Source organism: Streptococcus oralis (assembly GCF_003943825.1).
Lineage (GTDB): Bacteria > Bacillota > Bacilli > Lactobacillales > Streptococcaceae > Streptococcus > Streptococcus oralis_CD.
Window position 1 is genome coordinate 1 of sequence record NZ_RJNJ01000003.1, and the last position, 26,170, is coordinate 26,170.

The following is a 26,170-nucleotide window of genomic DNA, read 5'->3' on the forward strand; positions in this document are numbered from 1 at the left end:
ATTATATTCTGGTTTAACTCTTAAAATGCTAGNAAAGTTATTTGTGAAATAATCTTGATCTGTAACATCGAAATATACAACACGTCCAACCGGTTGATTTGGACTACCTCCTGATTTTTCAATTATAATATCACCAGTTCTTAGAATTTTGTCGCTGTTTTTATCTTTATCAATTTCACGACATACAATATTATCTAGATTTAGTCTTCCAGAATTTAGAAAATTTGAGGTTCTAATTACTGCTGTCGCCTCTCCTTTGCCACTATCTTCATTACCCCATTCACCATTTATAGATTTTTCAAATATATTCTGTAAAAAAATAATTGTCACGCAACCACCTCCTCGAAATATCGGGATTTGACGAGCAAGTTTAGCTCCTCTAATTGACATTTTCTTTTAGTAATAAGTCTTTTGATGACATTAAGAATACAGATAATGTTCTCTTGTTCTTCGGTACGTAACAATTCTAATTTTAGATCAAGTAATATATTTTTATTTAAATGAGGAATTGTTGCACCTGTTGAATGATACCGTAAATACTGCGATTTACTTTCCAAAAAAACTCCCAAATAATCTGATATAATCTTGTCTTTGTATTGTTCATTCTTTTTTAAGACCATAATAGTGCTACCAACAGCTCCCGATAGTCCATAGCCAATTGTTCCTGCATTAGCACCATCCCAAGCTATCAGAATGTCATCTAGAAGTGCTTCAGTCATATTTAAACTTTCAGTGAATTTTAGATTATTGTCATTTCTCAAATCATCTATCTGAATATAACGTTGACTTAGAGTCGTTTGTTCATTAAGTATAGTGGCTTTCTTACCCTTTTTCAGAGTTACCACTTCCCCCAACTTCACTTTTTTCATACATCCATCTCCCTACTTGAGTAATTCTTCTAACTCTGCTAAGCCAGCTTGAATTTCTTTTTCTAGATCATTGATTTTCTTTAAGATGACTTCTGTTGGTTCATACTCAACTTTTTCATACTCGATTTCTTTGTATTTATTGATTGATAGATCATAATCATTTTCCTTTATCTCATCAATTGAAACAAAGAAAGACTGGTCTGTTCTCTTACGTTCTGCTTCCTTTTCAAGTTGATGGAAACGTTGAATAATATCTGGAATATCATTATCACTGATCGGTTGTCGTTTATCATCCAAACTTAAACCATCTGCTTTCATATCGTAAAACCAGACCTTGTCCGTTCCACCATTTCCAGTTTTTGTAAAGATGAGAATGGCAGTTGAAACTCCAGCATAAGGTTTGAAAACACCGCTAGGCATTGAGATTACAGCATCTAATTTATGATTTTCAACAATTTCTTGACGAATTCCTTTATGGGCTTTAGAAGAACCAAAGAGGACACCATCAGGTACAATAACCGCTGCACGTCCCCCTGGTTTCAATGTACGCAAGAAAAGAGCAAGGAAAAGTAATTCTGTTTTTTTGGTTTTTACAGTCGCAAGGAGATCATTTGAAGTTGAATCGTAGTCAAGTGACCCTTTAAATGGAGGATTTGCTAACACTAAAGTGTACTTATCTGCTTCTTCATTATCTTGAGATAGTGAGTCAAGATAACTAATTTGTGGATTTTCCACTCCATGTAGCATCATGTTCATTGCACCAAGTCTCAGCATAGTTGTATCCGTATCATTTCCATGGAACATATTGTTATGAAAATGGTTGATATTATCTGGATTGGTTTCCCATTCATCTTTTTTACGCTTTAAGTAACGGCTAGCAGATACTAAGAAACCAGCAGACCCCATAGCAGGATCTGAGACAATATCCTTGATAGTTGGTTGCATCAACTCAACCATCATATCGATGATGTGACGAGGCGTACGAAACTGTCCATTTTTACCTGCGGTTGACAATTTTGATAGCAGATATTCATAGATATCTCCAATATCATTAATTCCCTGTGTGTCACTATCAAAATCTATATCTGAACCTCTGGTTGGAAATTCATCTAATATAGAAATCACCTTTTGGAGCGTAGCTGGTTTATTAATTTGAAAGATGGCTTCACGCATATAACGTGAAAAAGCTGTATCGTCAGTATCACCCTTAAGATTCTTAATAAATGGAAAAATCTCCTGTGTCATTAAACGATAAACTTCCTGAGCATCTCCTATATTTTTAAAGGTTGACCAACGGTATTCAGGTTTGTCTTTTGGAAAAATTCCCTCATAAGAAATCCCTAGAAACTCAGCATCGCTTTCGCGTCCAAGCTCAACACTATCCAAATCCTTCATAAACAGAAGATAAGTTAATTGTTCAATATTTGTTAGAGGATTTGCATTTCCTTCAGTCCACAACATTTCCCACAGCTGATCAATTTTACTTTTTAATTCGCCTGTAATCATATAGTCTCTTTTCTTTAGTTTTTTAAGTTATGAATATCACTATTTTAACAGATTTTCAATCAAGCTTCAATTATGTTTCTCGCTATAAAAATTTCTTTCAAAAATAAAAAAGCAAACACAAAATATGGTTCACTTTTTTAAACTTTTCTACTCTCCATCCTTCCAGTTCCGAGCAATCTCTTCGTCTTTCTGGAGTTGATCTACAAGTTCCTCTACGGAGTCAAACTTGACCATATCTCGGACACGGTCCAGCCAGTAGACCATGACGGTCTCACCGTAAATATCATCTGAAAAGTCGAAAATATTGACTTCAAAACGTGGTTCTTCTCCATCAAAGGTAACATTTTTTCCAACACTTGCCATTCCACGATATCTCTGACGTTGCACTTCCACATCGACCACGTAAACACCGTCTGCTGGCATATAGGTTCGATCTCTGAGGACCAAATTGGCTGTTGGATAACCGATAGTACGCCCACGAGCATTCCCGTGAACGACCATGCCACGAGATGGGAGCGGAGTGCCGAGCAGATGATTGACTTCCCTGACATCTCCATCAAGAATAGCTTGACGAATTCGTGTGGAACTAATCTTGCCCTTCTCATCCTCAACTGGAGGAACAATGATGATCTCTCCATCAAAATAATCCTTCAGGTCATCCGCAGTTTTCTTATCTGAACCAAACGTGTAATCAAATCCCGCTACAATAATCGCTGGTTTTAAAGCTCTAACATAGGTATCAAAGAATTCTTGACCCGTTAAACTAGCAAATTTGCTACTAAAGTCAAGTAAGAAGAGAGCCTCTACTCCGTGCCACTTCATCTTGTGCTCCCGTTCCTCGTGATTGACGATATGAAGCATGAGCTCAGGTTGGTAAGGTTGTAAGGCAAGTTTTGGTGACTCCGTAAAGGTCATCACGACAACTGGCAGATAATCCTTCATAGAAGCCTTACTGGCTACTTCAAAGAGTTTCTGATGTCCCTTGTGGATGCCATCAAAATAACCTAGTACAAGGACTGTTTTACCCGGTACTGCAATGTCTTTTTCGTTCTTAATAGGTACTGTTGTAATCATGAAACTATTATATCATAGAGAAAGTCTTTTCGCTAAGAGGAAATCCCAAATGTCGTTTTTTGCGCCTGAAATGACCGTAAGAGAAAATTTAGGGCTTTAGTTTTAAAAAATAGCACCTCCTAAGAGATGCTATCGTTTGGTAACTAGTCTATTGTTTCTTCTAAATCTTTTAACTTAACCGAAACAATCTTAGACACACCTGATTCTTGCATGGTAACTCCATAGATAGAGTCCGCTGCCGCCATCGTCCCCTTACGGTGGGTTACGACGATGAACTGACTATCCTTGTCAAAGCGGTTGAGGTAATCCCCAAAACGTTTGACATTGGCTTCGTCCAGCGCTGCCTCTACCTCGTCCAAGATAACAAAAGGAATGGTCTTAACACGGATAATGGAGAAGAGCAGAGCCAGAGCAGATAGGGCTTTTTCACCACCACTCATGAGGTTGAGAGATTGGATTTTCTTACCTGGTGGTTGAACAGAAATCTCCACACCAGCTGTTAAAAGGTCACCCTCAGTTAATATCAAATCTGCCTGACCACCGCCAAACATCTGTCTAAAGGTCACTTTAAAGGACTCACGAATAGCCTCAAAGGTTGATTTGAAGCGTTCCTTAACCTCATCATTCATCTCTGTGATGGTCTCAAGGAGCAAGTTTTTCGCAGACAGAATATCATCTCGTTGACTATTTAGGAAATCCAAACGATTGTGGACTTCTTCGTACTGTTCAATAGCATCCAAATTGACAGGGCCCAGTGAGCGAATAGCTTTCTCCAAATCCTTAACCTCTTGCTCTGCCAGATTGAGATTTTCCAGTTCATGAACCTTTTCTAGAGCTTCAGTGTAGCTGATCTGGTACTGATCTGTTAATTGAGCTTGTAGATAGCGCAAGCGTTCGCTGATCTTTTCCTTTTTGGCTTCAGCACGTGTTTGTTTACGAATCCACTCTTCATTCTGCTGACGAGCCTGATCCAAATGGCTGGCAATATCATCCAGCTGACCCTCAATATCATCCAATTCAAACTGCTTGCGAATCAGACCTTGTTGAAGATTGGCTTTCTGAGTTTTGGCCTCTTCCACCTGCTGGCTTAGCAAATCCGTATCCACTTTCTCAAGATTATCAACCTTTTCTTGGAGAAGGCGCTGAATTTCCTCTTGTTCGAGATTGAGGTTATCCAATTCCTTACCTAGGCGTTCAATATCAGTCACTTCATACCGCTTTTGTCCTTGTAGTTCGGACTTAAGCAAGCGCGCTTGAGAAATCTGTTCCTGCAAGTTTTGATAGCGTTCTTGAATAGCGTTTTTGTTAGACTTAATCTCTTCAATCTCAGCTTCCAGATTTTGCTTTTCACTGGCGATAGTAGCGAGGCGCTCTTGGCATTTTTCCTTGTCCGCTTGCCAATCTCCTTCAGATAGGCGATTTAATTCCTCTTCTTGAAGTTTCAAAAGTGTTTCTAACTCTTCCACTTGCTGACTAGTTTGCTGATAAGCGAGGGACAAGCCTTGCTCCTGTATACGAGCTTGCTCCCCCTGAGACTTGATGGCTTCTAATCTTTCTGCCAATAGCGCCATCTCATCTTGCAATATCTTCAAACTTTCTTCTTCCGAACGCAAGTTAGCTTCTTCCTCAGCAATTTCTTTTTGTAATTGCTCCAGCTCTGGCTTGATGAAAATACTGTTATTTTGACGATTAGCACCACCAGCATAGGAACCACCTGTACGCAATTCGGTACCATCAAGCGTCACCATACGAACCTGGTAACGAACTTGACGAGCTGCTGCACGCGCATGTTCCACGGTATCAAAAATAGCCGTCGTAGCTAGCAAATTCTTAAAAATAGCTTCCAGTCTCGTGTCGAATGTCACCAACTCATCTGCCATCCCAAGGAAACCTGGGCTTGCAGCAATAGCATCTTGGTTCTGACTAGAAATCGTACGCGCCTTGATCGTCGTCAATGGAAGAAAGGTTGCACGACCAGCTCTATTTCGTTTGAGGAAATCAATCGCCTTGGTTGCCGCGTTTTCATCTTCTACGATGATATGTTGACTACTAGCTCCAAGCGCAATTTCTAGGGCAGTTTGATAATGCACATCAAAGGTCAAATGTTCACTGACTGCACCAACGATCCCACCAAGGCGTTCTTTTTCTTGGAGAACACTCTTAACCCCCGCATAAAAATTACTATGATTTCTAAGGATATTCTCTAAACTCTGGGCTCGAGCCTGCTTGTTTTTGAGACTATCCAGACGATCAAAGAGTTGACTCTGCTGGGCTTGGTAAGAAACTTTCTGTTCCTCTTGTTCCTTGGCACTAGCTTGGTAGTCTGCCAATAATTTCTGAACTTTCTCCTTGGCAGTTTCAAGCTCAGCCTGCTGTTGACTGGCCTTCTCTTTAGCTGTAGCCAGCTGTTCTTTCAATTTCTCAAGTTGGTCTGCTTGTTTTTGAGATAGCTGACGGCTGTTCTCTAGTTCATTCTCGATGCGGGTCAGTTGGTTTGAGACATCCGCTTCTTCTTGTAAAAGGGCCACAAAACGTTCACGCAGGAGCTCAATCATCTGGTCAGGATCATCTGAAAAAGCCAACAACTCCGCTTCTAGGCGATTGAGTTCCTTATTATTTTCAGCTAGACTTTCCTCTAACTGTTCCAAATTTCCTTCTTTTTCAGCTTTTTCCTTACTTAGAGCCTTTCTCTTATCTTCTAGAGTCGCCAAACGGACTTGTGACTCTTGTTGATTGAGGGCTACTTGCTCAGATTCCAGTTTGGATAGGGCTAGTTTTCGCTCTAAGTCACTAATCAAACTAGTCAAATCCATTAAGCTTCCTTGGTCTTTAGCCATTTCAACTTGGAGATCTTGGCGTTTCTTTTTAAGAGTTTGATTTTCCTCTTCTAACTCTTCACGCTTTTGGTAATAGCTAGTCAAAAGTTCCTGAACCTGCGTTAGCTCTTCTTCTGTTAACTCTAGTTCAGTCTTGTTCTCCTTGATTTGGGCAACCAGTACATCCAAGTAAATCGCCTTACGTTGACCATCCAAGTCTAGAAACTTACGAGCGTTCTCGGCTTGTTTTGCAAGGGGCTTGATTTGATTGTCCAACTCATAGATAATGTCCTCTAAGCGATCAAGATTGTCTTGAGTTTGTTGCAGTTTGCTTTCTGTTTCTTTTCGACGAGTCTTGTATTTTAAAACTCCAGCAGCTTCTTCAAAAATAGCTCGGCGTTCTTCGGGCTTGGAGTTAAAAATTTCCTCAACCTTCCCTTGGGAAATGATGGAGAAGGAATCTCGTCCCAAACCGGTATCCAAGAAGAGGTCATGAATATCACGCAAGCGAACTTTCTTGCCATCAATTCGATACTCACTATCTCCACTACGATAGATATGGCGTTCTACCTTAATAACTTGCCCCGCATCCTTGATAAAACCATCTTCATTGTCCAAGGTCACGACAACAGAGGCATAATTGAGTGGTTTGCGACTTTCAGTTCCAGCAAAGATAACGTCGGGCATCTTACCACCACGAAGGCTCTTGACACTAGACTCCCCTAAGGCCCATCGCAAACTTTCTGTAATATTTGACTTCCCAGAACCATTGGGCCCAACGACAGCTGTCACACCTTGGTCAAAGACGACCTTTGTCTTGTCAGCAAAGGACTTGAATCCCTGAATCTCAATCTCCTTTAAATACATGAATCCAGCCCTTTCTCAACTGCATTTTTGGCGGCCTCTTGTTCTGCCAATTTTTTAGAACGGCCTTGACCTTTTCCGATACTCTTGCCCTCAACCAGAACTTCTACATCAAAAACCTTGTCATGGGCAGGTCCCGTCTCAGAGGTCACCTGGTAGCGAATATCCACATCTCCATTGACCTGGAGCAGCTCTTGCAGGTGTGTCTTGTAATCCTTAATCATTTCAAAGTCACCTGCTTCAACCTTGGGAATCATGACCTGATAGATGAACTCTTTTACTCTAGCAACATCCTTGTCCAAAAGTAATGCTCCCAAAAAGGCTTCAAAGGCATCGCCAAGAATGGTGTCACGATTGCGCCCACCAGACTTTTCTTCCCCTTTTCCTAGCTTGATAAACTGATCAAACTGGCAATCACGCGCAAAACCAGCCAAACTCTCCTCACGGACAATCATAGCACGGAGTTTGGACAAATCTCCCTCTGGTTTCTTAGGATATTTTTTATACAGATATTCTGAAATCAATAATTGCAGAACAGCGTCTCCTAAAAATTCCAAGCGCTCATTGTGTGAAATTTTTAAGAGGCGGTGCTCATTGGCATAACTCGTATGAGTAAAGGCCGTTTCCAGTAAGTTTTTGTCTGCAAATTCGATTGCAAAACGCTTCTTTAGTACAGTTTGTAATTCTTTCATACCAACCTCTTTCTAACTGATAACAGTCTCTTTTATTATATCAAAAAAAGCCCCCTGAGTCACTTTAAAACGGGACTAGAGGGGATTTGGATATTCATTGAAATGAGATTTTCAGTTTTATACTCAATGAAAATCAAAGAGCAAACTAGGAAACTAGCCGCAGGCTGTACTTGAGTACGACAAGGCGACGTTGACGTGGTTTGAATTTGATTTTTGAAGAGTATTAGGGACAAATTTGGAGCGAAATAAAGAAAAAGCCTTATTTAAGGCTTTCTTAGGCTATTTACATCCACCCTGAGGGAATCGAACCCCCATCTTAAGAACCGGAATCTTACGTGATATCCATTACACTAAGGGTGGAAACTTGTCTTATTATAACAGAAATTTGCTCTAATAACAAGTTTTTTATGGGTGGAGTATGCGTCCATCAGTGGGATGCATCACCATTCCAGATAGAGTTTTTGACGATAACATAATCAACGTGTTTGAGGTCAGCAACCTTGCGTCCACCTGCGTAGGAAATGGCACTTTGCAGATCCTGCTCCATCTCAGTAAGGGTGTCTTGCAAGTGTCCTTTGGCAGGAAGTAAGATGCGTTTTCCTTCCACGTTTTTATAAGCACCCTTTTGATATTGTGAGGCTGAACCATAGTATTCTTTGAACTGTTCCCCATCAACTTCAATCGTTTTCCCTGGGCTTTCAATATGTCCTGCAAAGAGGGAACCAATCATAACCATACTAGCACCGAAACGGATAGACTTAGCAATATCACCATGAGTACGAATCCCACCATCAGCAATGATCGGTTTGCGAGCCGCCTTAGCACACCAGCGAAGTGCTGCCAACTGCCAACCACCTGTACCAAAACCAGTCTTGACCTTGGTGATACAAACCTTACCAGGACCGATTCCAACCTTGGTAGCATCCGCACCAGCATTTTCCAATTCACGCACAGCTTCTGGTGTTCCCACATTCCCAGCAATGACAAAAGTATCCGGCAATTCTTTCTTGATGTGCTGAATCATAGAAATCACGCTATCCGCATGACCGTGAGCAATATCAATTGTGATGTACTCAGGAGCATCAGCCTTGAGCTGGCTAACAAAGTCATACTCGTAATCCTTGACACCAACAGAAATGGAAGCAATGAGCCCTTGATCGTGCATACGTTTGATAAAAGGAATGCGCCCCGCTTCATCAAAACGGTGCATAATGTAAAAGTAACCGCCTTTAGCAAGTTGCTCTGCAACATCCTCATCCAAAATCGTCTGCATATTGGCTGGTACAACAGGTAGTTTGAAAGTGTGATTTCCAAGTGTGACACTTGTATCCGCTTCTGCACGGCTTTTAATCACACATTTGTTTGGGATCAACTGAATATCTTCGTAATCAAAAATTGGAAATTCATTTAACATATTGATGTCTCGTTTCTTTTGTAATGACCTACCTATGCTTGCGCATCCCTACGTCATTTCCGACGTTTCCTTAATTTATTATAAACAAAAGTACAGTTTTTGTCAAATAATTTCAATTGTAAAACAATAATGTTCGGCATTTGTTGTTTGTATATAAAAAGTGGAGAGACTAGTTTTTCCCCACTTCTTCATCAATATTCCTTTTAAAAATTTCTTCGGAACTTTCCATCATTTTACAAAACGCACTGTAGGATGAAGCATTCTGAGAAATTTGGATAGACCATTTCTTCAACAAAGCTCCATAACCTGCTAGCTTTCCTATTTCATTATCAACAACCTTGTCCTTGCTCGGAAAAACAAGACCAGCTTTCTCAGCTTTTAAAATATAAGAATAGGAAATCAGCTGGAATAAGTCCTCACGGTTGATTCCTTTTTCAGTATCTTCAAGTTTTTTATATTTAGCATCTAGAACTACTTTTAACTCTTTATGATAAAAATCTGGAAATACTTTTCTTTCACGATTAGAAAATACTGAAATTCCGTCCGTCTTATCTTTATTTCGTGGATGGATGAAAACTTTTGGCAACAAGGTATAAACATACTCTTCCCAAAGCCAGGCAACATCAAAAAGAATACCATGTACCTTTTGGGCTTGAGATCCAAGACCATGCTTTTCTCTACTCAGAATCATCAAGCAGAGTTCCTGTAATTTTTTATACTCTCTGAAATAGGCGTGTCGGATGGGTTTGATTTTATTCATTCTGATAATCTTGGCACGATTAGCTAGTTTATAAGCTGGAGTTACACGCGCAATTTCTGTCATATTTTCACGATTACTATCGAGCAGAACTCCGAAACTTTTCTGATTCTTTATGTACTCAATCGTATGTCGAATCAACTGCATGAGTGGATTATCATAAGTAAACTCTCTAGTTGTATAGGCAGTATTTCCCATAAAAGGAACATTTCTTTTAAGATGATTTCCAACATCTATCACTCTCTTTACATGACTGTCGTTATGAGAAAATCTTTGGTATTCCTTATAAAGACCTTTTCGAATTGCAGCTTGTAGATACTTGGGGAAGAGATACATCAAAAGTTGATAGAGCTTATCTTCACGCGACAAAGCTACATCTAAACTAGTGAGATTGATATGAAGAACCTTTTGCAAAAGATAATGTAAAAAATGGTCGTTACTTTCATCAGAAAAACGAGAGGAAATCGTCAATTTTTCCTGACCACACCCCAGAAAACCAATCACATTTCCAGTCTTAATTTCCTGATTGACAGTTTCAAAAATCTTTTGGTCCTTCTCTAAATCAGGAGTATGAGTCAAATCATTTGGAAAAATAAAGATATTATCCTCTCTAGAAAGGTTATCCAGTGTTCTATCAAGAAGAGCTTGACTTAGTTTGGGATATTCTGCGACAAAATCTTCTTTAGCAATTTTATGCTGATTATCAGTTATCCGCATCATTATCACCAGTATCTTGCTGAACTGTTTGCTCGTTATTTGTAAGATCAAATGCTTTTTTCAATGTTGCCAGAGTTTCAGACTCTTCATAAGAACCCCGTAAGTAATCCTCCAAAAGTGGTTTGAGATAATCAGACCAGAGTAATTCATAGTCAAAGTCCACATCCTTCAACTTAAGGAAATAACTTGGACCGATATGATAATGACTATTTAACTCCTGAACTTTTTCGATTTCAGCATTCAAGTTTCTTAGACGAATTTTAGCTTCTTCGGCTTTATCACCAAGCACTTCATCAAGCATACCAAGTTGACTTTCAGCAGTAATTTCAACAAAACGGAAACGACGACGCATAGCAAAATCAAAGGTGTCCACCGAGCGGTCAATATCATTCATTGTTCCGATGATGTAAACATTTTCGGGGATATAAAACTTCTCATCGTTTTCGTGTAGATTGGTATATTGAGTAGAAACACTCCCCTTCTGACCACGATAGCCAGGGTCAATAGAGAAAAAGAGTTCACCAAAAATCTTAGAAATCTCTCCACGGTTGATTTCATCAATGATGAAAACGAATTTCTTGTCTGTGTCAATTTCTGTTGGGGAAACATAGTCTTTCAAACCAAATCTCTTTCTCAATGTTTCTAGGACAGTTTTTCCACCACTTTTGTAGTATTCTTGCTTATTATAATTTTTATCTTTATACAACTCGTAAACATATTTGCGAGGTAGTGACCATCCTGGAACACCACTATCATAATTTACTGACAAATTTTGTCTACTATTAACAGATAAGTAAGATGTTTTTGTTATATATTCTTTTTCTTCAGCAACATTTATATATTCTAAGTAAGAATCCCAAGCCTCATCAAAATTATCTTGTCCTCCAATCAATTGGGCTTCTTTTGCTTTCTGACAAAAATCTTTAAAAATACCGTCCTGTAGCCTAAACTCAATAGATCCATCCCCATTTGATACCGGTCTCAAACCCTCTACAAAATCCGTATAATCATAAGATGGGTGAAACTGTACAAAGCCGATTTGATCTTTGTTGCCATCTGTTAATTCGTTTGCAATATCAATAGCAAGGTGTGTTTTTCCTGTACCAGGTGCACCTCGAAGGATAAGGTTTTTGGATTTTCTTAATATATCTAAATAATCGTTAATATTTTTATTCATAACAACTTTCTCTATATTTTTTCTGTATGTGCCATTTAGAATGGATTTATATAAATTGATACGTTCCTTGTTTCTGTCCCAGTTGATGGTTTGTCTTGCACCTTTTGTACCTTGGTATTCCCATCCACCATCTACTTTCAACCAATTAACACCAATACAATGTTTAAACTTTGATTTTGTTTCATCAAAATAATAAGGTTTCACACATTGACCAATTCCTAAAATTTTCTTAAATCCTGTGGTAGCTATTATGTAATCATCTTTTTTTATGTCATGAGCAAATTTCCAAATAAATTTATCTCTCTGTTTTCCCTGATTCAATTCTTGAGGATTTTTATAATCTAGAATACTAGACAAATTAGAATCAAAATCTATGCAAGCTATATTCTCTTCTTTAAATAAGGACCAGACATTGCCACCACGACCTGCAACTATCATCCAATAATTTACTTTATCTTCCATTTTATAGCTCCTGTTTCACATTATAGGCTGTTAAATTTAATTGATTAATTTCTATAAACATATATTTTATATATAGAATATCATATCCTATAGAAAAAGAAAAGAATTTCCAAACAAAAAGCCCAGTGTTAGGAGCTTAAATATCTCATAACACTAGACTTCTTTTTTTATCTTAGTAATATTCACCCTGACGGTAGTCCCATGAGTTAAAGGTATCTGACAGGTGCATCATGATTTTATCAATGTCAAGCCCTTTGCGGATAACAACTGGTGCTGGTGAGATTGAACGGTCTCCTCCTTGTTCTGGGATGAGTTTACCATCTTTATCAACCATAGACACCATCACACCTTGCTCGTAGCGAGTTTCAATGGTTTTGTCAGGTTGGATGGATGCTACATAATCGTCAGCTTCGATGACAAGATCCACTGCTCCTTCGATTCGTTCTCCGATTCCTTCCACCTTACCACGGTTTCCTTTTCCAGATGGGTTAGCTGATGAGGCGTATACCATCTTGCCTTCTTCCCAAAGTTTAGCAGCCAACTGTTCACCAGCTTTACCAAACTTGATGACAAAACAGCTAGTACCACGAACGTCTGTCATGAGTTCTTCACGACCATCACCATATGCTTTCAATTTCTCAAAAGCTTCTGGTTTCCATGGAAGGATACAACCAAGTAGGATGTCTTCGTCCCAATGTTTTTGGTAGAAGGCTTCAATTTCTGGATTGAGTTGTGCTAAAGCACGAAGCTCATCCATGCTACCACAAAGTACAACACCTGGTTTGTTACGGTTACGTTCTTTAGCTTCGAATTTGCGTTCAAGACCTGCCTTATCGCTAGTCATGATAATGTATCCGACTTTAGTAGGGCAAACGATACATCCGCCCTCACCTTTTAAAATGTCATAGCCTTCTTGAGAAAGTGTTCCGTTCCATTGAATGTGTTTTATCATAGTTCTATTTCCTTTTCTATTTTTATTCTATTCTATTCCTGCCAATAGGCTGGGCGTTGTTTTTCATAAGCAGCAATCAAATCTTCGTACTGCAAGGTAATACCGATATCATCCAAACCATTTAACAGCTTGTGTTTCCATTCGTTATCGATTTCGAAAGTGAATTCTCCAACTGGTGAGATGATTTTTTGTTTTTCCAAGTCCACAGTTACCTGATCGGTCGGTTTGAGTTTGGCTAGTTTTTCTCTAACCTCCCTAGGCTGAACAATAGGCAACATGCCATTATTGAGTTCATTATTATAATGAATGTCCCCGAAAGATCCTGCAATCACGACCTTAAACCCATAGTCAGCTAGAGCCCAAGCTGCGTGTTCTCTGGAAGACCCTGCCCCAAAGTTATCCCCTGAGATGAGGATACTGGCTTTTCGGTATTCAGGTCGGTTAAAGACAAAGTCTGGATCCTCAGTATACTTGTCGTCTAGATAACGCCAAGCATACATGAGGTACTTACCAAAGCCTTTTTTATCAATTAACTTGAGAAACTGCTTGGGGAGTATTTGGTCGGTGTCGATGTTATCATTCATGAGAGGAACGGTCGTTCCCGTATAAACTGTAAATTTCTCCATATCCTCTCCTTACTGGGCCTCTGGCATTTGCCGAACATCTACGAAACGACCTGCAATAGCCGCCGCAGCTGCCATGGCTGGACTGCAAAGATGGGTTTTAGCACCAAATCCTTGTCTGTCCTCAAAGTTGCGGTTACTGGTTGAGGCACAGTGGACCCCATCAGGAACCTTGTCCGGATTCATACCTAGGCACATAGAGCAACCTGGGTCTCGCCACTCAAAGCCAGCGTCTAAGAAAACCTTATCCAAGCCCAACTTCTCAGCAGCTCGTTTCACAGGACGAGAGCCTGGTACTACGATTGCTGTTAGATTGGGAGCTATTTTCTTCCCTTTGACAAATCGCGCAGCCAGTTGTAAATCGCTGAGACGAGCATTGGTACAAGACCCGATAAAAATATATCCTAGTTCAATGTCCGCTGGCTTTTGACCTGGTTCCAAGTTCATGTAATGATAAGCTCGCTCATCATTCATATCCTTAATTTCTGGGAAGCTACTGTCAAAGTCGACGCCCATAGCAGGATTGGTTCCCCAGGTCACCATAGGAGCCAAGTCTGAGACATCCATCCGGATAACCTTATCATAGACAGCATCATCATCGCTGACAAGCGTCTTCCAGTCAGCAACCGCCTCCTCGAAAGCTTCGGGAACGCATTCCCGTCCCTTGAGATAGTCATAGGTAGTCTGATCTGGATTCATGATTCCCATCTTGGAGCCAAACTCGATGGACATATTGCAGATGGTCATTCTCTCTTCCATGGTCAGTGCATCAATTGCTTGCCCACGATATTCCACCACATATCCTACACCACAAGCAACGCCATACTTGGCAATTAAGGCGAGAATGTAATCCTTAGAATAAACTCCTTTTTGAGGAACACCGGTGAATTCTACCAGCATTTTCTTAGGTTTAACTTGCCAGAGTGTCTGGGTAGCAAAGACATGCTCGACCTCACTGGTCCCAATCCCAAAGGCGATAGCTCCGAAAGCTCCGTGAGTAGCTGTATGACTGTCTCCACAGACGATGAATTTTCCTGGTTGCGTCCGTCCTGTTTCTGGACCTACCATGTGAACGATTCCCTGCTTTTCAGAACCGTGGGCCGCATGTTCAATCCCAAACTCCTCAACATTTTCAGCAAGCTTATCAATTTGGGCCTTAGAAATAACATCTCGAATATCGTAGATATTGACGGTTGGTACATTGTGATCAAAGGTTCCAAATGTTAAGTCTGGCCGTCTCAATCTGCGGCCTGCATCTCGTAATCCTTGAAAAGCTTGGGGACTAGTCACTTCATGAATATAGTGCTGGTCCACATACATGAGTTGGGGTTGCCCTTCTTCTCCTGTGATGACATGGCGGTCCCATAATTTATCAAAAATCGATTTTCCTGCCATCCATTACCTCCAAATAAAATATAAGGCTACTAGTGTGGTCACCTTCCCGAGAAACCAAACCGTTTTAAAATACCATTTTCTAGTCTTGTGGTGAAAGGTCATTCCTGCCAACCAGGCACCAAAACCACCACAAGTAAGGGCTAAAATGAGTAAAATTTTCTCTGGGACGCGCCAAGCACCTCTTCTTGCCTTGGATTTGTCAATGCCATAAATCAAGAAAATCAGCAAATTCCAAATCAAGAGGGCAAGCGTGATTCCTTCATTTATCTTCATAATCTTTCAATGATAGCTTCTGTCATTTCCTTGGTCGAAGCCTGTCCTCCAATATCTCTTGTTAAAATGCCAGCCGCTAAACTAGCTTCAACAGCACGCTCGATACGCTCCGCATCCTCATAACGTCCAAAGCTGTCTCTCAGCATCATGGCAACTGACAAAATCATAGAGATAGGATTGGCAATTCCTTGACCTGCAATATCGGGTGCTGAACCATGAATGGGTTCGTAGAGGCTTGGACCTTTTTCAGAATGACTGGCTGATGGCATGACGCCAAGTGTGCCTGATAGAACGCTTGATTCATCTGATAGAATATCTCCGAAGAGATTCTCCGTTACGATGACATCAAACTTAGCAGGATTGGTAATCATGAGCATGGCAGCTGAGTCCACCAACTGGTGTTCCAAGGTTACATCTGGGAAATCCTGAGCGACTTCCTCAGCTACTCTGCGCCAGAGTTTCGACGTTGCTAACACATTTTGCTTATCGATACTAGTAACGATTTTTCTGCGACTTCTTGCGATTTCAAATGCCTTGCGAATGATTCGCTCTACTTCCTCATAGCTGTAGTCGTTGATATCACACGCTTTGCGCTCTTCAAGGATATGATCCCCAAAGTAAATCCCACCTGTCAACTCACGCACCACGACAAAGTCTACACCAGCAATTCGTTCCGGTTTGAGAGGTGACAAATGCTTGAGACTATCAAAAATCTTAACAGGGCGAATATTGGCATAGAGATTGAGTTCCTTACGAAGAGCCAGCAAACCTTGTTCAGGCCGAACCGATGCTCCATCATACTGAGGACTACCGATAGCCGCAAGGAGAATAGCATCTGCTTCTCTACATGCCTTGAGGGTTTCATCAGGTAAGGGATGCCCCGCAGCATCAATACCTGCACCTCCAAAGGGGCAACTATCTATCTCATAGTCAAAACCTGTTTTTGAAGCTAGAACTTCCAGAACCGTTAAACCAGCTTCCATGATTTCTGGACCGATTCCATCCCCTGCTAGAGCTACTATTTTCTTTGTCATAGCCTTCTCCTTTACACACTAGGCATGTCTCGGTAGGAAACGCTATGCCCCATCTCACCTGCATTCTCTTTTTGAACAAAAGTATTGGCATTGATATAGGCAATAGCCGAAGCCTTCAATACATCGAAGTCAAGACCTGCTGCGTTAAAGATGGTTTCGGTATCTCTGTTTTCAACAGTGACCAAAACCCGAGCTTGAGCATCAATTCCATCTGTCACAGCATCAATGGTATAGGACACCAAGCGGACAGATTGGTTAAAGAACTTATCGATAGCGTTAAAGATCGCTTCAACAGAGCCTTGCCCTGTTGCATTAAATTCGACTTTCTCACCATCCATATTGGCTAGGCTAACGAGCGCTTCAATTTCATTGTCTGCATGGGTTTGAAGTTGCAAATCATCAAAGTGGAAACCTTCTGGGTTTTCAACCATGGTTCCAGCTACCAGAGCTCGAATATCTGCATCTGTGATTTCTTGTTTCTTGTCCGCTAGTGCCTTGAACTTAGCAAAGAGTGGTTTAATATCCTCTTCTGTAAAATCTAGAGCCAGTTCTCTTAGTTTTTCAACAAAGGCATGGCGACCTGACAATTTTCCAAGCGGAAGACTATTACTCTTGACACCGACCAATTCAGGTGTGATGATCTCATAAGTGAGAGGATTTTTAAGGACTCCATCTTGGTGAATACCCGATTCATGAGAAAAGGCATTGCCACCAACGACAGCCTTATTTTTAGGAACTGGAATACCAGAGAAGCGAGAAACCATTTCAGACGTATTCATTGTTTCATCCAAAACAATATCACTAGTTGCTTGGAAGAAATCCTCACGAATCTTCAAAGCAACAGCTACTTCTTCAAGAGCAACATTACCTGCGCGTTCACCGATACCATTAATAGTTCCCTGGACACGTCCAGCACCGTGTTTAATTGCTGTCAAAGTATTTGCAGTTGCCATACCGAGATCATCGTGACAGTGGACACCAAAGACAACTTTATGATCTGATTTAATATTTTCAGTCAAGTGATCAAAGATACGTGCAAACTCTTCTGGAGTCGTAAAGCCAACTGTGTCAGGGATATTGATATAAGATGCACCTGCATCGACCGCTGTTTGAACAACTTGTAAGAGGAAATCCAACTCTGTTCTAGTCGCATCTTCAGGAGAGAATTCGACGATTTCAAACTTAGAACGTGCGTAAGAAACATGTTCCTTGATAGCTTCTAAAATCTCTTCCTTGCTCTTATTGAGCTTATACTTGCGGTGAATCGGACTAGTAGCGATAAAGACATGAATTTGTGGATACTTGGCATCCTTAAGAGCCTCATAACACGCATCAATATCAGATTTTACAGAACGAGCTAATCCTGTCACTGCTGTTTTTTTCATGGCTCTAGCAATTTCTTGAACGGCTATAAATGAATCTGGACTAGCAGCCGGAAAACCAGCTTCAATTACAGAAATTCCCCATTTCTCCAGCTGTCTTGCAATGGAAATTTTTTCCTTTATTGAGAAGTTAACACCAGGTGTTTGTTCCCCATCACGAAGGCTTGTATCAAAAAATTCAACTTTACGCATAAGATTTCCCCTTTTCCAAATGTGGTTTTAAAAAAACATCTCGCTCAGAAGCCCAAGCGAGATGTTGATTTACTCCCGCTTGGTAAGCCAAACAGGACTAATGCTTTTGCACTAGCCCGAGTACCTCAACAACAAAGCAAATTGATTAAACTTAGCTGTTTTCATGTTTGACTTTCTCCTTCGTTTGATATCTTGTTTAGTATTTTAGCATAGCTAAAAACACTTGTCAAGAAAAAATCCATTATTTTCTGAAAATTTCTTCAGTAAAGAATATTTTGCTAATTGAAAGTGTTTGAAAACTCAAGTGAATTTCTTTATTTTTTCACGGTCAAGTTCCAACTTCTTTCGATAAGTTCTAACGCTTCTTCATCTTGCAAACTATCATCAAGCGCCAGACTAAGCCAGTAGCGTTTGTTCATATGAAAGGCTGGATAAATGCCTTTTTTTGAAAGCAAGTCAGCTACTTGGTCATGTTTGAGGTTGACTGCTTCGACTAGCCCTTCTCTCCCCTTTTCCAGCTTATCCCATGGGATTCTAATCATAACAGCATACCATTTTTGATTACCTTCATGGCGTAATACAGCTGTATCAGGCGACTTTTCCCACAGATACTCCAACTGATTACCATACTTTTCCTGAACTTGAGCCATGATGCGCTTAGTCTGAGGACAGATAAAATCCTGTACATCAAAGCAAGACTTCCGAATCTGGTAAAGAATCTCCAAACAAGCTTGACGAACACTTCCTACAAAAGTCCCCCTCATGCTTTCCATATGGACTTGAGGATAAAGGTCACCAGTCTCCTGATCAAAAACTTGAAAACTCACATTATCAAGAGTGATGGAGATTGTCATGAAAAATTCACCCTGCAAAATCTGGCAACTATAGGTCCAGACTTCTCCGTTTTCTACAAAACCATAGGCATGAGCTTCTTCTTTATTAAACTGATAGGATTTAAAAATTTCAAACATAAGTGAAAACTGCTACCAAAAGCTAGCAGTTCCTTTCTATTTTTTAAAAGACAACCTTAGTTCCATGCAATTGTGTCACGCCCAGCTGGTCGATAAAGGTTTGACGGTTATCCAAGTCAATCCCCCCACCTGGTAAAATTTCAATTTTACCTTTTGCATGTTCCAAAATTCTGTGATAGTGTTCAAAACGTTTCTCTAGCGAGTCACAAGACACACCAGCACGAGTTAAGATACGAGTGACACCAGCTTGGCTGAGCCAGTCAATGGCTTCCAATTGGTCTTCATCACTCAATTCATCAAAGGCCATATGGAAGACAATTTCCATTCCTTTAGATACGGCAATCAGCTTCACAAGATTAGTCTTATCCAACTTCTTATCAGCAGTTAAAGCACCAAATACAACGCCTTGACTTCCAGCTTGCGCAGTCAAACGAATATCTTCTAGCATGATCTCTATTTCAGGATCAGTATAGACAAAATCGCCACCACGGGGACGAATCATAGTCATGATGGTGGTGTCGTAGTTAGCTGCCAGTTCAACCGCTGCCTTGGTCACTCCATAGCTAGGTGTTGTTCCTCCTACTGCTAGATTGTCACAGAGTTCGATTCGACGAGCTCCAGCCTGCATCGCTTTTTCAAGCAAGGTCACATTTTCAGCACAAAATTCGTAAATCATTTGATTCTCCTTGATGTTTTCTTTAAATTTATTATATCATATTATTTTAAATATGCTTTCATTTTTATCAAGGCAAATAACTACTATTTTTATCTATTCTTTGTCAGGAATGACTTTAAAGAGATAGTAGGTGATAAAGATAGTCAAGGCTCCCAGACCGATTTTGACTGGCAAAAGAGGGGCAAAATAAATAGAAATCCCCATCAAGATATAGATGGATACGATGATTTTTTTCTTTCGTTCTCGCGCAATAGACTTGGTCTCGCGAAAGTCAGCTACATAAGTCTGATAGAGCTTGGTGTGATAAAGCCAGTCTTCAAAACGCTTAGAAGATTTTGAAAAGCAAGCGATAGCTAACAAAAGAAAGGGAGTTGTTGGTAAAAGTGGTAGGACAACTCCAATAACAGCTAAAGCCAGTGAAATAAAGCCAATACTGAGGTAAATGAGTCGCATGATTTCTCCTAGATAAATTACTCTTCCTCTAGTTTCGCATACAAGGGGGAAATTTGTCAAGCATCAACAAAAAAAGAGCCTGAAATTTATTTTCAGGACTCTTCATTTTATTTAATTTTTTCCTCTTCGTAGTCTCCATTACTACATACAACCTGCTTACCACCACCACGGACCTTTTTCTCCACAAGGAAGTGTCCGCATTTTGGACAATCACGTCCAATTGGTTTGTCCCAGGAAGTAAATTCACATTCTGGATAGCGATTGCAACCATAGAAGATACGATTACGCTTGGTTTTTCGTTCGATGATTTGTCCTTGATGACAGCTTGGACACTCGACTCCAATCTCTTTGACAATCGCTTGTGTGTGACGGCAGTCTGGGAAGTTGCTGCAAGCATAGAATTTACCAAAACGTCCTAGCTTAATTACCATTGGACTGCCACAAACTTCACAGTCAAATCCAGCTGGCTCATCCTTGATCTGGATTTTTTCCATTTCGGATTCAGCCTTGGCTACTTCTTTAGAGAATGGTTTGTAAAAGGCGTCAATGACCCGTTGCCACTGCTCTTTTCCAACTTCGACATCATCCAGTTTTCCTTCCATTTCAGCTGTAAAAGTCACGTTTACGATGTCTGGGAAATATTCAACGATGAGTTTATTGACAATTTCTCCCAACTCTGTTGGTTCAAAACGTTTAGCTGCAAGGCGAACATAATAACGTTTCTGAATGGTTTCAATGGTTGGAGCGTAGGTTGACGGACGTCCAACCCCATTTTCCTCCAAGGTCTTGATAAGAGTCGCTTCCGAATAGCGAGCTGGCGGTTGAGTAAAATGTTGTTCTGGCTTGCTATTGACCTGCTTGACCACATCTCCTACTACCATATCTGGCAACATCTTGTTCTTGTCAGAGTCATTGTAGATAGCAAGATACCCATCAAACTTAACTTGGCTTCCATTTGCCGTAAACTGAACCCCATTTTGAGAAAGCTTAACAGCCATGGTATCAAAGATAGCGCCTGTCATCTGGCTAGCCACAAAACGGTTCCAGATAAGGGTATAGAGCTTGAGCTGGTCTTTGTCCAAATACTTAGCGATGCTTTCTGGTGTGTTAAAGACACTAGATGGGCGAATGGCTTCGTGGGCATCCTGAGCACCTGAGGCATTCTTGACCTTGCTACCGTGCTTGGAATACTTGCTACCAAAACGGTCGTTAATGTAGCTTGCCGCTTCATTCTGAGCCACAGGACTGATACGAGTCGAGTCTGTACGCATATAGGTAATCAAACCTTGCACACCTGATCCGATATTGATCCCTTCATAGAGCTGTTGAGCCACCATCATGGTCTTTCGAGTACGGAAATTGATTTTGTTAGCAGCATCCATCTGCATGGTTGAAGTTGTATACGGTAGGGGCGCATTGCGTTTGCGTTCTTTCTTATCTACCTGTTCTACTGTGAAATCTTTGCTAGTCAAATAGGACAAGACTTCTTTGACTTCTTCATTAGTGGTCAATTTCATCTTTTTGCCATTCATACCATAGAAAGAAGCTTGAAATTGTTTGGTTCCCTTCTTAAAGACACCATCAATTGTCCAGTATTCTTCTGGTTGGAAGGCATTGATTTCATTTTCACGGTCAATGATGAGCTTAAGGGCAACCGACTGCACGCGTCCTGCTGATAAGCCCTTCTTGACCTTTTTCCACAAAATAGGCGAAATCGAATACCCTACCAAGCGGTCCAAGACACGACGAGCTTGTTGGGCGTCAACCAAGTCCATATCAATCTTGCGAGGTTCTTTAAAAGCATTTTTCACTGCGTCCTTGGTGATTTCATTAAAGACCACACGGTTGGCATCATTCTCATCCAAATCAAGGATATGAGCCAAATGCCAGGAAATTGCTTCTCCTTCACGGTCCGGGTCACTCGCCAGAAAGACTTTATTGGCCTTTTTGGCTTCTTTTTTCAGATCATTGATGAGAGGGCCTTTGCCTCGGATATTGATATACTGCGGTTCATAGTTATTTTCAATGTCGACTGACATACTGGATTTCTTCAAATCACGGATATGCCCGACACTGGCTAAAACCTTGTAATTTCTGCCTAGATATTTCTCAATCGTTTTCGCCTTAGCAGGCGACTCTACGATGACTAGATTTTTTTTAACTGTTGATTTTTTCTTCTTTGTTGCCGTAGCCACACTATCACACCTTTTCAAAGTAATAAACTTTATAAAGTGTAAACCATTTTTCTATAGCTGTCAAGACCTAAGTCCTATATATAGAAGAAAAGTTTATCTGAGTGAACAAATTTCTCCTTAAAATTCAAACTCAGCCAACACATCTTGACCACTGCTAATCAGCTTTGCTCCCTCTTGGATCAGGTGGTGACAGCCATCTGAATGGCCGTCTAAAATGTTTCCCGGAATGGCAAAAACATCACGCCCTTCCTCCATAGCACGCTCACAGGTGATGAGACTCCCTGAACGCATTCTTGCCTCTGCTACAATAACGCCACGGCACAGTCCAGCAATGATGCGATTACGAGCTGGAAAGTGAAATTTCAAGGGCTCTTCACCAGGTCCGTACTCGCTAAGTACCAAATGGTGATTGCCAATGTGTTCCTGCAAACGTTTATTGGCTCGGGGATAAAAAACATCCAATCCTGTTCCAATGACGGCAATCGTTCTTCCTCCATTCTGAAGTGCAGCCATATGAGCAGCCGTATCAATCCCTTTGGCTAAACCACTGACCACGATTAACTCGTTTTCCAAACCTTGAATGACTTTCTGAACCGACTTTGCTCCCTGACTATAACATGAACGACTCCCTACAACAGCAACCTTTGGAAATTTCAACAGGTCTAGATTTCCTTTATAAAACAAGAGCGCTGGAGCATCATAAATCTCACTCAGATCCCAAGGATAACAGTCATCAAGAATCGAGAAGGATGGAAATTTCTGAAACTCCTTCTCCAACTGTGCATCATCTATCTGGAAATAACGTTCCATAAAGACCGCAGGATTACGGCATCCTGAAATTTCTGCAATATCACCTAGCAAGAGCTCCTGATCTACAGTCTCGTCATATTCAAGAACAGTTAAAATTTGTTGATTGCTCAGCCCAGCTTTTCTCAATTTGTAAATCTCATAGTTTGTGATCTTCATATACAACTCCATTTCTTTTTCTACTCATCTATCTATTCGTAAAAAAAATAAAAAGAAGACCAAGAATCTTCTTTTTTCATTTATTCAGATTTAGTAGTTGACCAGCTACTTTCAACCATCGGTAAGATTGTTTTTAAAGTTTCCCCATCCCCTTCAAGTGAAACATAGCGGATTTTACCATCATTTGATCGGAAAACCCAGGTAACGAGGTATTTCCCTGACTTAGCAATTGCATTGACAACATAGGCTTCATAACCTCCAATGGTCGATTTGGAGCCCCAAACCTTACTGAAATCAGAGCTTTGTTCTTTGGAAGTTAAAATACTAGATGAGACTGTCACAACATCCAGTTTAGCATACTCTTCTTCGCTGATATTAAACTGCTCAGCCTTAAAGGTATTCAGCGTAACAATGTTGATATCTGTTCCATCACTATACTGTATATCATTTCCACCTTCTACTTCATGGAATTGAACCCATGATTTGGGTACCTTGACAAAACCATATTCATTCGAACCGATGATTTGCGTCTCTTCCTTTTTCGCTTCAGAAACAGCAGAACTAGAACTACTTGTTTCCTGACTGCTAGAAGAACTAACAACTGCAGTCGAACTTTCTTCGGTTGCTGTTTGCGAATTATTGGAGCATGAAGCTAGAAAAACACTAGCAGTAACTACAGTACCTAAAATTAATAATTTTTTCATCCTACCACCTTTCCATCTGCATTATAAGAAAAATAAGGACTTCTGTCAAATTCTAACCTAATCGATTCTGTTAGTTTCCGATTTTATAGCTCTCATTTAAAGCAAAAACTCTTGAAAAATCTTCAAGAGTTTTATTTTTTATTTCTATTCTTCATCCATGCTTAAGACGCTAAGGAAGGCTTCTTGTGGGACTTCTACTGATCCAATGGCTTTCATGCGTTTCTTACCAGCTTTTTGTTTTTCAAGGAGTTTGCGTTTACGAGAAACGTCACCACCATAACATTTGGCAAGTACGTTCTTACGAAGAGCCTTGATATCAGTACGAGCCACGATTTTGTGCCCAATAGCTGCTTGGATTGGTACCTCAAATTGTTGACGAGGGATGATTTTCTTGAGCTTATCAACAATGAGTTTCCCACGTTCGTAGGCAAAGTCCTTGTGAACGATAAAGCTGAGGGCATCGACCTTATCACCATTGAGAAGGATATCCATTTTGACTAGCTTAGACGGACGATACTCTGACAATTCGTAGTCAAAACTTGCATAACCACGCGTCGAAGACTTGAGCTTATCAAAGAAGTCAAAGACAATTTCAGCAAGTGGAATTTGATAGATAACATTGACACGATTATCATCAATATAGTCCATGGTCACAAAGTCCCCACGCTTACGCTGAGCTAGTTCCATAACCGCTCCGACAAACTCCTGCGGTACCATGATTTGCGCCTTGACATACGGTTCTTCAATGGTCGCGATCTTAGTCGGATCTGGAAATTCAGAGGGGTTAGACACATCCATAGACTCACCGTCAGTTTGGTTAACCTTGTAAATAACAGACGGAGCTGTCATGATAAGGTCAATGTTGAACTCACGCTCCAAACGTTCCTGGATAACATCCATATGGAGAAGTCCAAGGAATCCACAACGGAAACCAAATCCAAGGGCCTGAGATGTTTCTGGTTCAAACTGCAGGCTGGCATCGTTGAGCTGCAACTTTTCAAGGGCTTCACGAAGGTCATTGTACTTGTTTGATTCGATTGGATAAAGACCCGCAAAGACCATAGGATTCATCTGCTTGTATCCATCTAGCGGTTCTGCGGCAGGATTGCTTGCTAGGGTCACTGTATCACCAACACGCGTATCTTGAACCGTCTTGATGGAAGCCGCAATATAACCAACATCACCAGTCGCAAGGAAATCACGACCAACTGCTTTCGGTGTGAAAATTCCCACCTCAGTCACATCAAAGGTCTTGCCATTGCTCATGAGCTGAATCTTATCGCCAGGTTTGACAACTCCATCCATGACACGCACTTGAAGGATAACCCCTCGATAAGCATCGTAAACGGAGTCGAAAATCAATGCTTTGAGTGGCGCCGTTACATCACCAGTTGGTGCGGGAACTTTCTCTACGATTTGCTCAAGAATTTCTTCAATTCCAATACCAGCTTTTGCTGAAGCCAGGACCGCTTCGCTGGCATCTAGTCCAATGACATCCTCAATCTCTGTACGCACACGCTCTGGATCAGCTGCTGGAAGGTCAATCTTGTTAATGACGGGCAAGATTTCCAAATCATTGTCCAAGGCTAGATAAACGTTAGCAAGAGTTTGCGCCTCAATCCCTTGGGCCGCATCAACCACCAAAATCGCTCCTTCACAGGCAGCTAGCGAACGCGACACTTCATAGGTAAAGTCCACGTGCCCTGGCGTGTCAATCAAGTGGAAAATATAGGTCTCACCATCTTTCGCAGTGTAATTAAGCTCAATGGCATTGAGTTTAATGGTAATCCCACGTTCACGCTCAAGATCCATACTATCCAGAAGTTGGGCTTGCATTTCACGACTAGAAACCGTCTCCGTCTTTTCCAAAATGCGGTCTGCTAGGGTTGATTTCCCATGGTCAATATGGGCGATAATAGAGAAGTTCCGAATCTTCTCCTGTCGTTTTTTCAAATCTTCTAAGTTCATGATGCTCTTCCTTTCAGGGTATCTATTAATTATAAATT

The 26,170-nt window shown here is 40.7% G+C and carries 21 protein-coding genes and 1 tRNA gene; all 22 read right to left on the reverse strand.

The window, feature by feature from the left end:
* Positions 1-326: 326 nt before the first annotated feature.
* Complete coding sequence (locus D8863_RS03080) at positions 327-869, reverse strand: restriction endonuclease subunit S (protein ID WP_084849750.1); 543 nt, start codon at positions 867-869, stop codon at positions 327-329.
* Positions 870-881: 12 nt separating this feature from the next.
* Positions 882-2,375 (reverse strand): type I restriction-modification system subunit M, encoded by a 1,494-nt coding sequence (locus tag D8863_RS03085; protein WP_125441053.1) that lies wholly within the window; start codon positions 2,373-2,375, stop codon positions 882-884.
* A 147-nt stretch (positions 2,376-2,522) separates the two neighbouring features.
* The gene (locus D8863_RS03090; protein ID WP_125441054.1) at positions 2,523-3,449 is read right to left on the reverse strand and encodes a bifunctional riboflavin kinase/FAD synthetase; all 927 of its coding nucleotides are present in this window, start codon (positions 3,447-3,449) and stop codon (positions 2,523-2,525) included.
* A 143-nt stretch (positions 3,450-3,592) separates the two neighbouring features.
* Complete coding sequence (gene smc, locus D8863_RS03095) at positions 3,593-7,132, reverse strand: chromosome segregation protein SMC (RefSeq protein ID WP_125441055.1); 3,540 nt, start codon at positions 7,130-7,132, stop codon at positions 3,593-3,595.
* Positions 7,123-7,821: a ribonuclease III gene (rnc, locus tag D8863_RS03100; RefSeq protein ID WP_000661472.1), complete on the reverse strand. Its 699-nt coding sequence runs from the start codon at positions 7,819-7,821 to the stop codon at positions 7,123-7,125. The genes smc and rnc overlap by 10 nt, the downstream gene beginning before the upstream one ends.
* A 288-nt stretch (positions 7,822-8,109) precedes the next feature.
* Positions 8,110-8,181, reverse strand: a tRNA-Arg gene (locus tag D8863_RS03110).
* Positions 8,182-8,248: 67 nt separating this feature from the next.
* On the reverse strand, positions 8,249-9,235 hold the full coding sequence (locus D8863_RS03115) for a GMP reductase (RefSeq protein ID WP_070800144.1): 987 nt from the start codon (positions 9,233-9,235) through the stop codon (positions 8,249-8,251).
* A 169-nt stretch (positions 9,236-9,404) separates the two neighbouring features.
* Positions 9,405-10,709, reverse strand: coding sequence for an McrC family protein (locus D8863_RS03120; protein WP_125441175.1), 1,305 nt, complete (start codon positions 10,707-10,709; stop codon positions 9,405-9,407).
* Positions 10,696-12,348 carry an AAA family ATPase gene (locus D8863_RS03125; RefSeq protein ID WP_000389725.1) on the reverse strand — a complete coding sequence of 551 codons (1,653 nt, stop codon included), beginning with the start codon at positions 12,346-12,348 and terminating at the stop codon, positions 10,696-10,698. Before D8863_RS03125 ends, D8863_RS03120 begins: the two co-directional genes overlap by 14 nt.
* A gap of 172 nt (positions 12,349-12,520) precedes the next feature.
* Positions 12,521-13,300, reverse strand: a complete 780-nt coding sequence (locus D8863_RS03130) for an L-threonylcarbamoyladenylate synthase (protein WP_125441056.1) — start codon at positions 13,298-13,300, stop codon at positions 12,521-12,523.
* A gap of 32 nt (positions 13,301-13,332) precedes the next feature.
* Positions 13,333-13,926: a 3-isopropylmalate dehydratase small subunit gene (gene leuD, locus D8863_RS03135; protein WP_125441057.1), complete on the reverse strand. Its 594-nt coding sequence runs from the start codon at positions 13,924-13,926 to the stop codon at positions 13,333-13,335.
* A gap of 9 nt (positions 13,927-13,935) precedes the next feature.
* The gene (leuC, locus tag D8863_RS03140) at positions 13,936-15,318 is read right to left on the reverse strand and encodes a 3-isopropylmalate dehydratase large subunit (protein ID WP_000907571.1); all 1,383 of its coding nucleotides are present in this window, start codon (positions 15,316-15,318) and stop codon (positions 13,936-13,938) included.
* Between the two features lie 3 nt (positions 15,319-15,321).
* Complete coding sequence (locus D8863_RS03145; RefSeq protein WP_125441058.1) at positions 15,322-15,591, reverse strand: DUF1294 domain-containing protein; 270 nt, start codon at positions 15,589-15,591, stop codon at positions 15,322-15,324.
* Positions 15,588-16,625, reverse strand: a complete 1,038-nt coding sequence (gene leuB / locus D8863_RS03150) for a 3-isopropylmalate dehydrogenase (protein ID WP_125441059.1) — start codon at positions 16,623-16,625, stop codon at positions 15,588-15,590. Before leuB ends, D8863_RS03145 begins: the two co-directional genes overlap by 4 nt.
* 11 nt (positions 16,626-16,636) lie before the next feature.
* A complete protein-coding gene (locus D8863_RS03155) occupies positions 16,637-18,199 on the reverse strand; it encodes a 2-isopropylmalate synthase (RefSeq protein ID WP_125441060.1) in 1,563 nt (520 codons plus the stop codon).
* 314 nt (positions 18,200-18,513) lie between these two features.
* Positions 18,514-19,170, reverse strand: a complete 657-nt coding sequence (locus D8863_RS03160) for an MmcQ/YjbR family DNA-binding protein (protein ID WP_125441061.1) — start codon at positions 19,168-19,170, stop codon at positions 18,514-18,516.
* Positions 19,171-19,213: 43 nt separating this feature from the next.
* Positions 19,214-19,846: a copper homeostasis protein CutC gene (locus D8863_RS03165; RefSeq protein WP_125441062.1), complete on the reverse strand. Its 633-nt coding sequence runs from the start codon at positions 19,844-19,846 to the stop codon at positions 19,214-19,216.
* Between the two features lie 93 nt (positions 19,847-19,939).
* On the reverse strand, positions 19,940-20,299 hold the full coding sequence (locus D8863_RS03170) for a YbaN family protein (RefSeq protein WP_001237224.1): 360 nt from the start codon (positions 20,297-20,299) through the stop codon (positions 19,940-19,942).
* Between the two features lie 107 nt (positions 20,300-20,406).
* Positions 20,407-22,494 carry a type I DNA topoisomerase gene (gene topA / locus D8863_RS03175; RefSeq protein WP_125441063.1) on the reverse strand — a complete coding sequence of 696 codons (2,088 nt, stop codon included), beginning with the start codon at positions 22,492-22,494 and terminating at the stop codon, positions 20,407-20,409.
* 117 nt (positions 22,495-22,611) lie between these two features.
* Positions 22,612-23,460 carry a DNA-processing protein DprA gene (dprA, locus tag D8863_RS03180; RefSeq protein ID WP_125441064.1) on the reverse strand — a complete coding sequence of 283 codons (849 nt, stop codon included), beginning with the start codon at positions 23,458-23,460 and terminating at the stop codon, positions 22,612-22,614.
* 80 nt (positions 23,461-23,540) lie between these two features.
* Positions 23,541-24,164, reverse strand: a complete 624-nt coding sequence (locus tag D8863_RS03185; RefSeq protein ID WP_061586936.1) for a hypothetical protein — start codon at positions 24,162-24,164, stop codon at positions 23,541-23,543.
* A 144-nt stretch (positions 24,165-24,308) separates the two neighbouring features.
* Positions 24,309-26,132: a translation elongation factor 4 gene (gene lepA, locus D8863_RS03190; protein WP_001047158.1), complete on the reverse strand. Its 1,824-nt coding sequence runs from the start codon at positions 26,130-26,132 to the stop codon at positions 24,309-24,311.
* Positions 26,133-26,170 lie beyond the last annotated feature (38 nt).

What these genes read in the sequence shown, in the direction of transcription:
- D8863_RS03080 (WP_084849750.1), bottom strand. Translation starts at nt 869, where the DNA reads ATGAAAAAAGTGAAGTTGGGGGAAGTGGTAACTCTGAAAAAGGGTAAG.
- D8863_RS03085 (WP_125441053.1), bottom strand. Translation starts at nt 2,375, where the DNA reads ATGATTACAGGCGAATTAAAAAGTAAAATTGATCAGCTGTGGGAAATG.
- D8863_RS03090 (WP_125441054.1), bottom strand. Translation starts at nt 3,449, where the DNA reads ATGATTACAACAGTACCTATTAAGAACGAAAAAGACATTGCAGTACCG.
- smc (WP_125441055.1), bottom strand. Translation starts at nt 7,132, where the DNA reads ATGTATTTAAAGGAGATTGAGATTCAGGGATTCAAGTCCTTTGCTGAC.
- rnc (WP_000661472.1), bottom strand. Translation starts at nt 7,821, where the DNA reads ATGAAAGAATTACAAACTGTACTAAAGAAGCGTTTTGCAATCGAATTT.
- D8863_RS03115 (WP_070800144.1), bottom strand. Translation starts at nt 9,235, where the DNA reads ATGTTAAATGAATTTCCAATTTTTGATTACGAAGATATTCAGTTGATC.
- D8863_RS03120 (WP_125441175.1), bottom strand. Translation starts at nt 10,709, where the DNA reads ATGCGGATAACTGATAATCAGCATAAAATTGCTAAAGAAGATTTTGTC.
- D8863_RS03125 (WP_000389725.1), bottom strand. Translation starts at nt 12,348, where the DNA reads ATGGAAGATAAAGTAAATTATTGGATGATAGTTGCAGGTCGTGGTGGC.
- D8863_RS03130 (WP_125441056.1), bottom strand. Translation starts at nt 13,300, where the DNA reads ATGATAAAACACATTCAATGGAACGGAACACTTTCTCAAGAAGGCTAT.
- leuD (WP_125441057.1), bottom strand. Translation starts at nt 13,926, where the DNA reads ATGGAGAAATTTACAGTTTATACGGGAACGACCGTTCCTCTCATGAAT.
- leuC (WP_000907571.1), bottom strand. Translation starts at nt 15,318, where the DNA reads ATGGCAGGAAAATCGATTTTTGATAAATTATGGGACCGCCATGTCATC.
- D8863_RS03145 (WP_125441058.1), bottom strand. Translation starts at nt 15,591, where the DNA reads ATGAAGATAAATGAAGGAATCACGCTTGCCCTCTTGATTTGGAATTTG.
- leuB (WP_125441059.1), bottom strand. Translation starts at nt 16,625, where the DNA reads ATGACAAAGAAAATAGTAGCTCTAGCAGGGGATGGAATCGGTCCAGAA.
- D8863_RS03155 (WP_125441060.1), bottom strand. Translation starts at nt 18,199, where the DNA reads ATGCGTAAAGTTGAATTTTTTGATACAAGCCTTCGTGATGGGGAACAA.
- D8863_RS03160 (WP_125441061.1), bottom strand. Translation starts at nt 19,170, where the DNA reads ATGTTTGAAATTTTTAAATCCTATCAGTTTAATAAAGAAGAAGCTCAT.
- D8863_RS03165 (WP_125441062.1), bottom strand. Translation starts at nt 19,846, where the DNA reads ATGATTTACGAATTTTGTGCTGAAAATGTGACCTTGCTTGAAAAAGCG.
- D8863_RS03170 (WP_001237224.1), bottom strand. Translation starts at nt 20,299, where the DNA reads ATGCGACTCATTTACCTCAGTATTGGCTTTATTTCACTGGCTTTAGCT.
- dprA (WP_125441064.1), bottom strand. Translation starts at nt 23,460, where the DNA reads ATGAAGATCACAAACTATGAGATTTACAAATTGAGAAAAGCTGGGCTG.
- D8863_RS03185 (WP_061586936.1), bottom strand. Translation starts at nt 24,164, where the DNA reads ATGAAAAAATTATTAATTTTAGGTACTGTAGTTACTGCTAGTGTTTTT.
- lepA (WP_001047158.1), bottom strand. Translation starts at nt 26,132, where the DNA reads ATGAACTTAGAAGATTTGAAAAAACGACAGGAGAAGATTCGGAACTTC.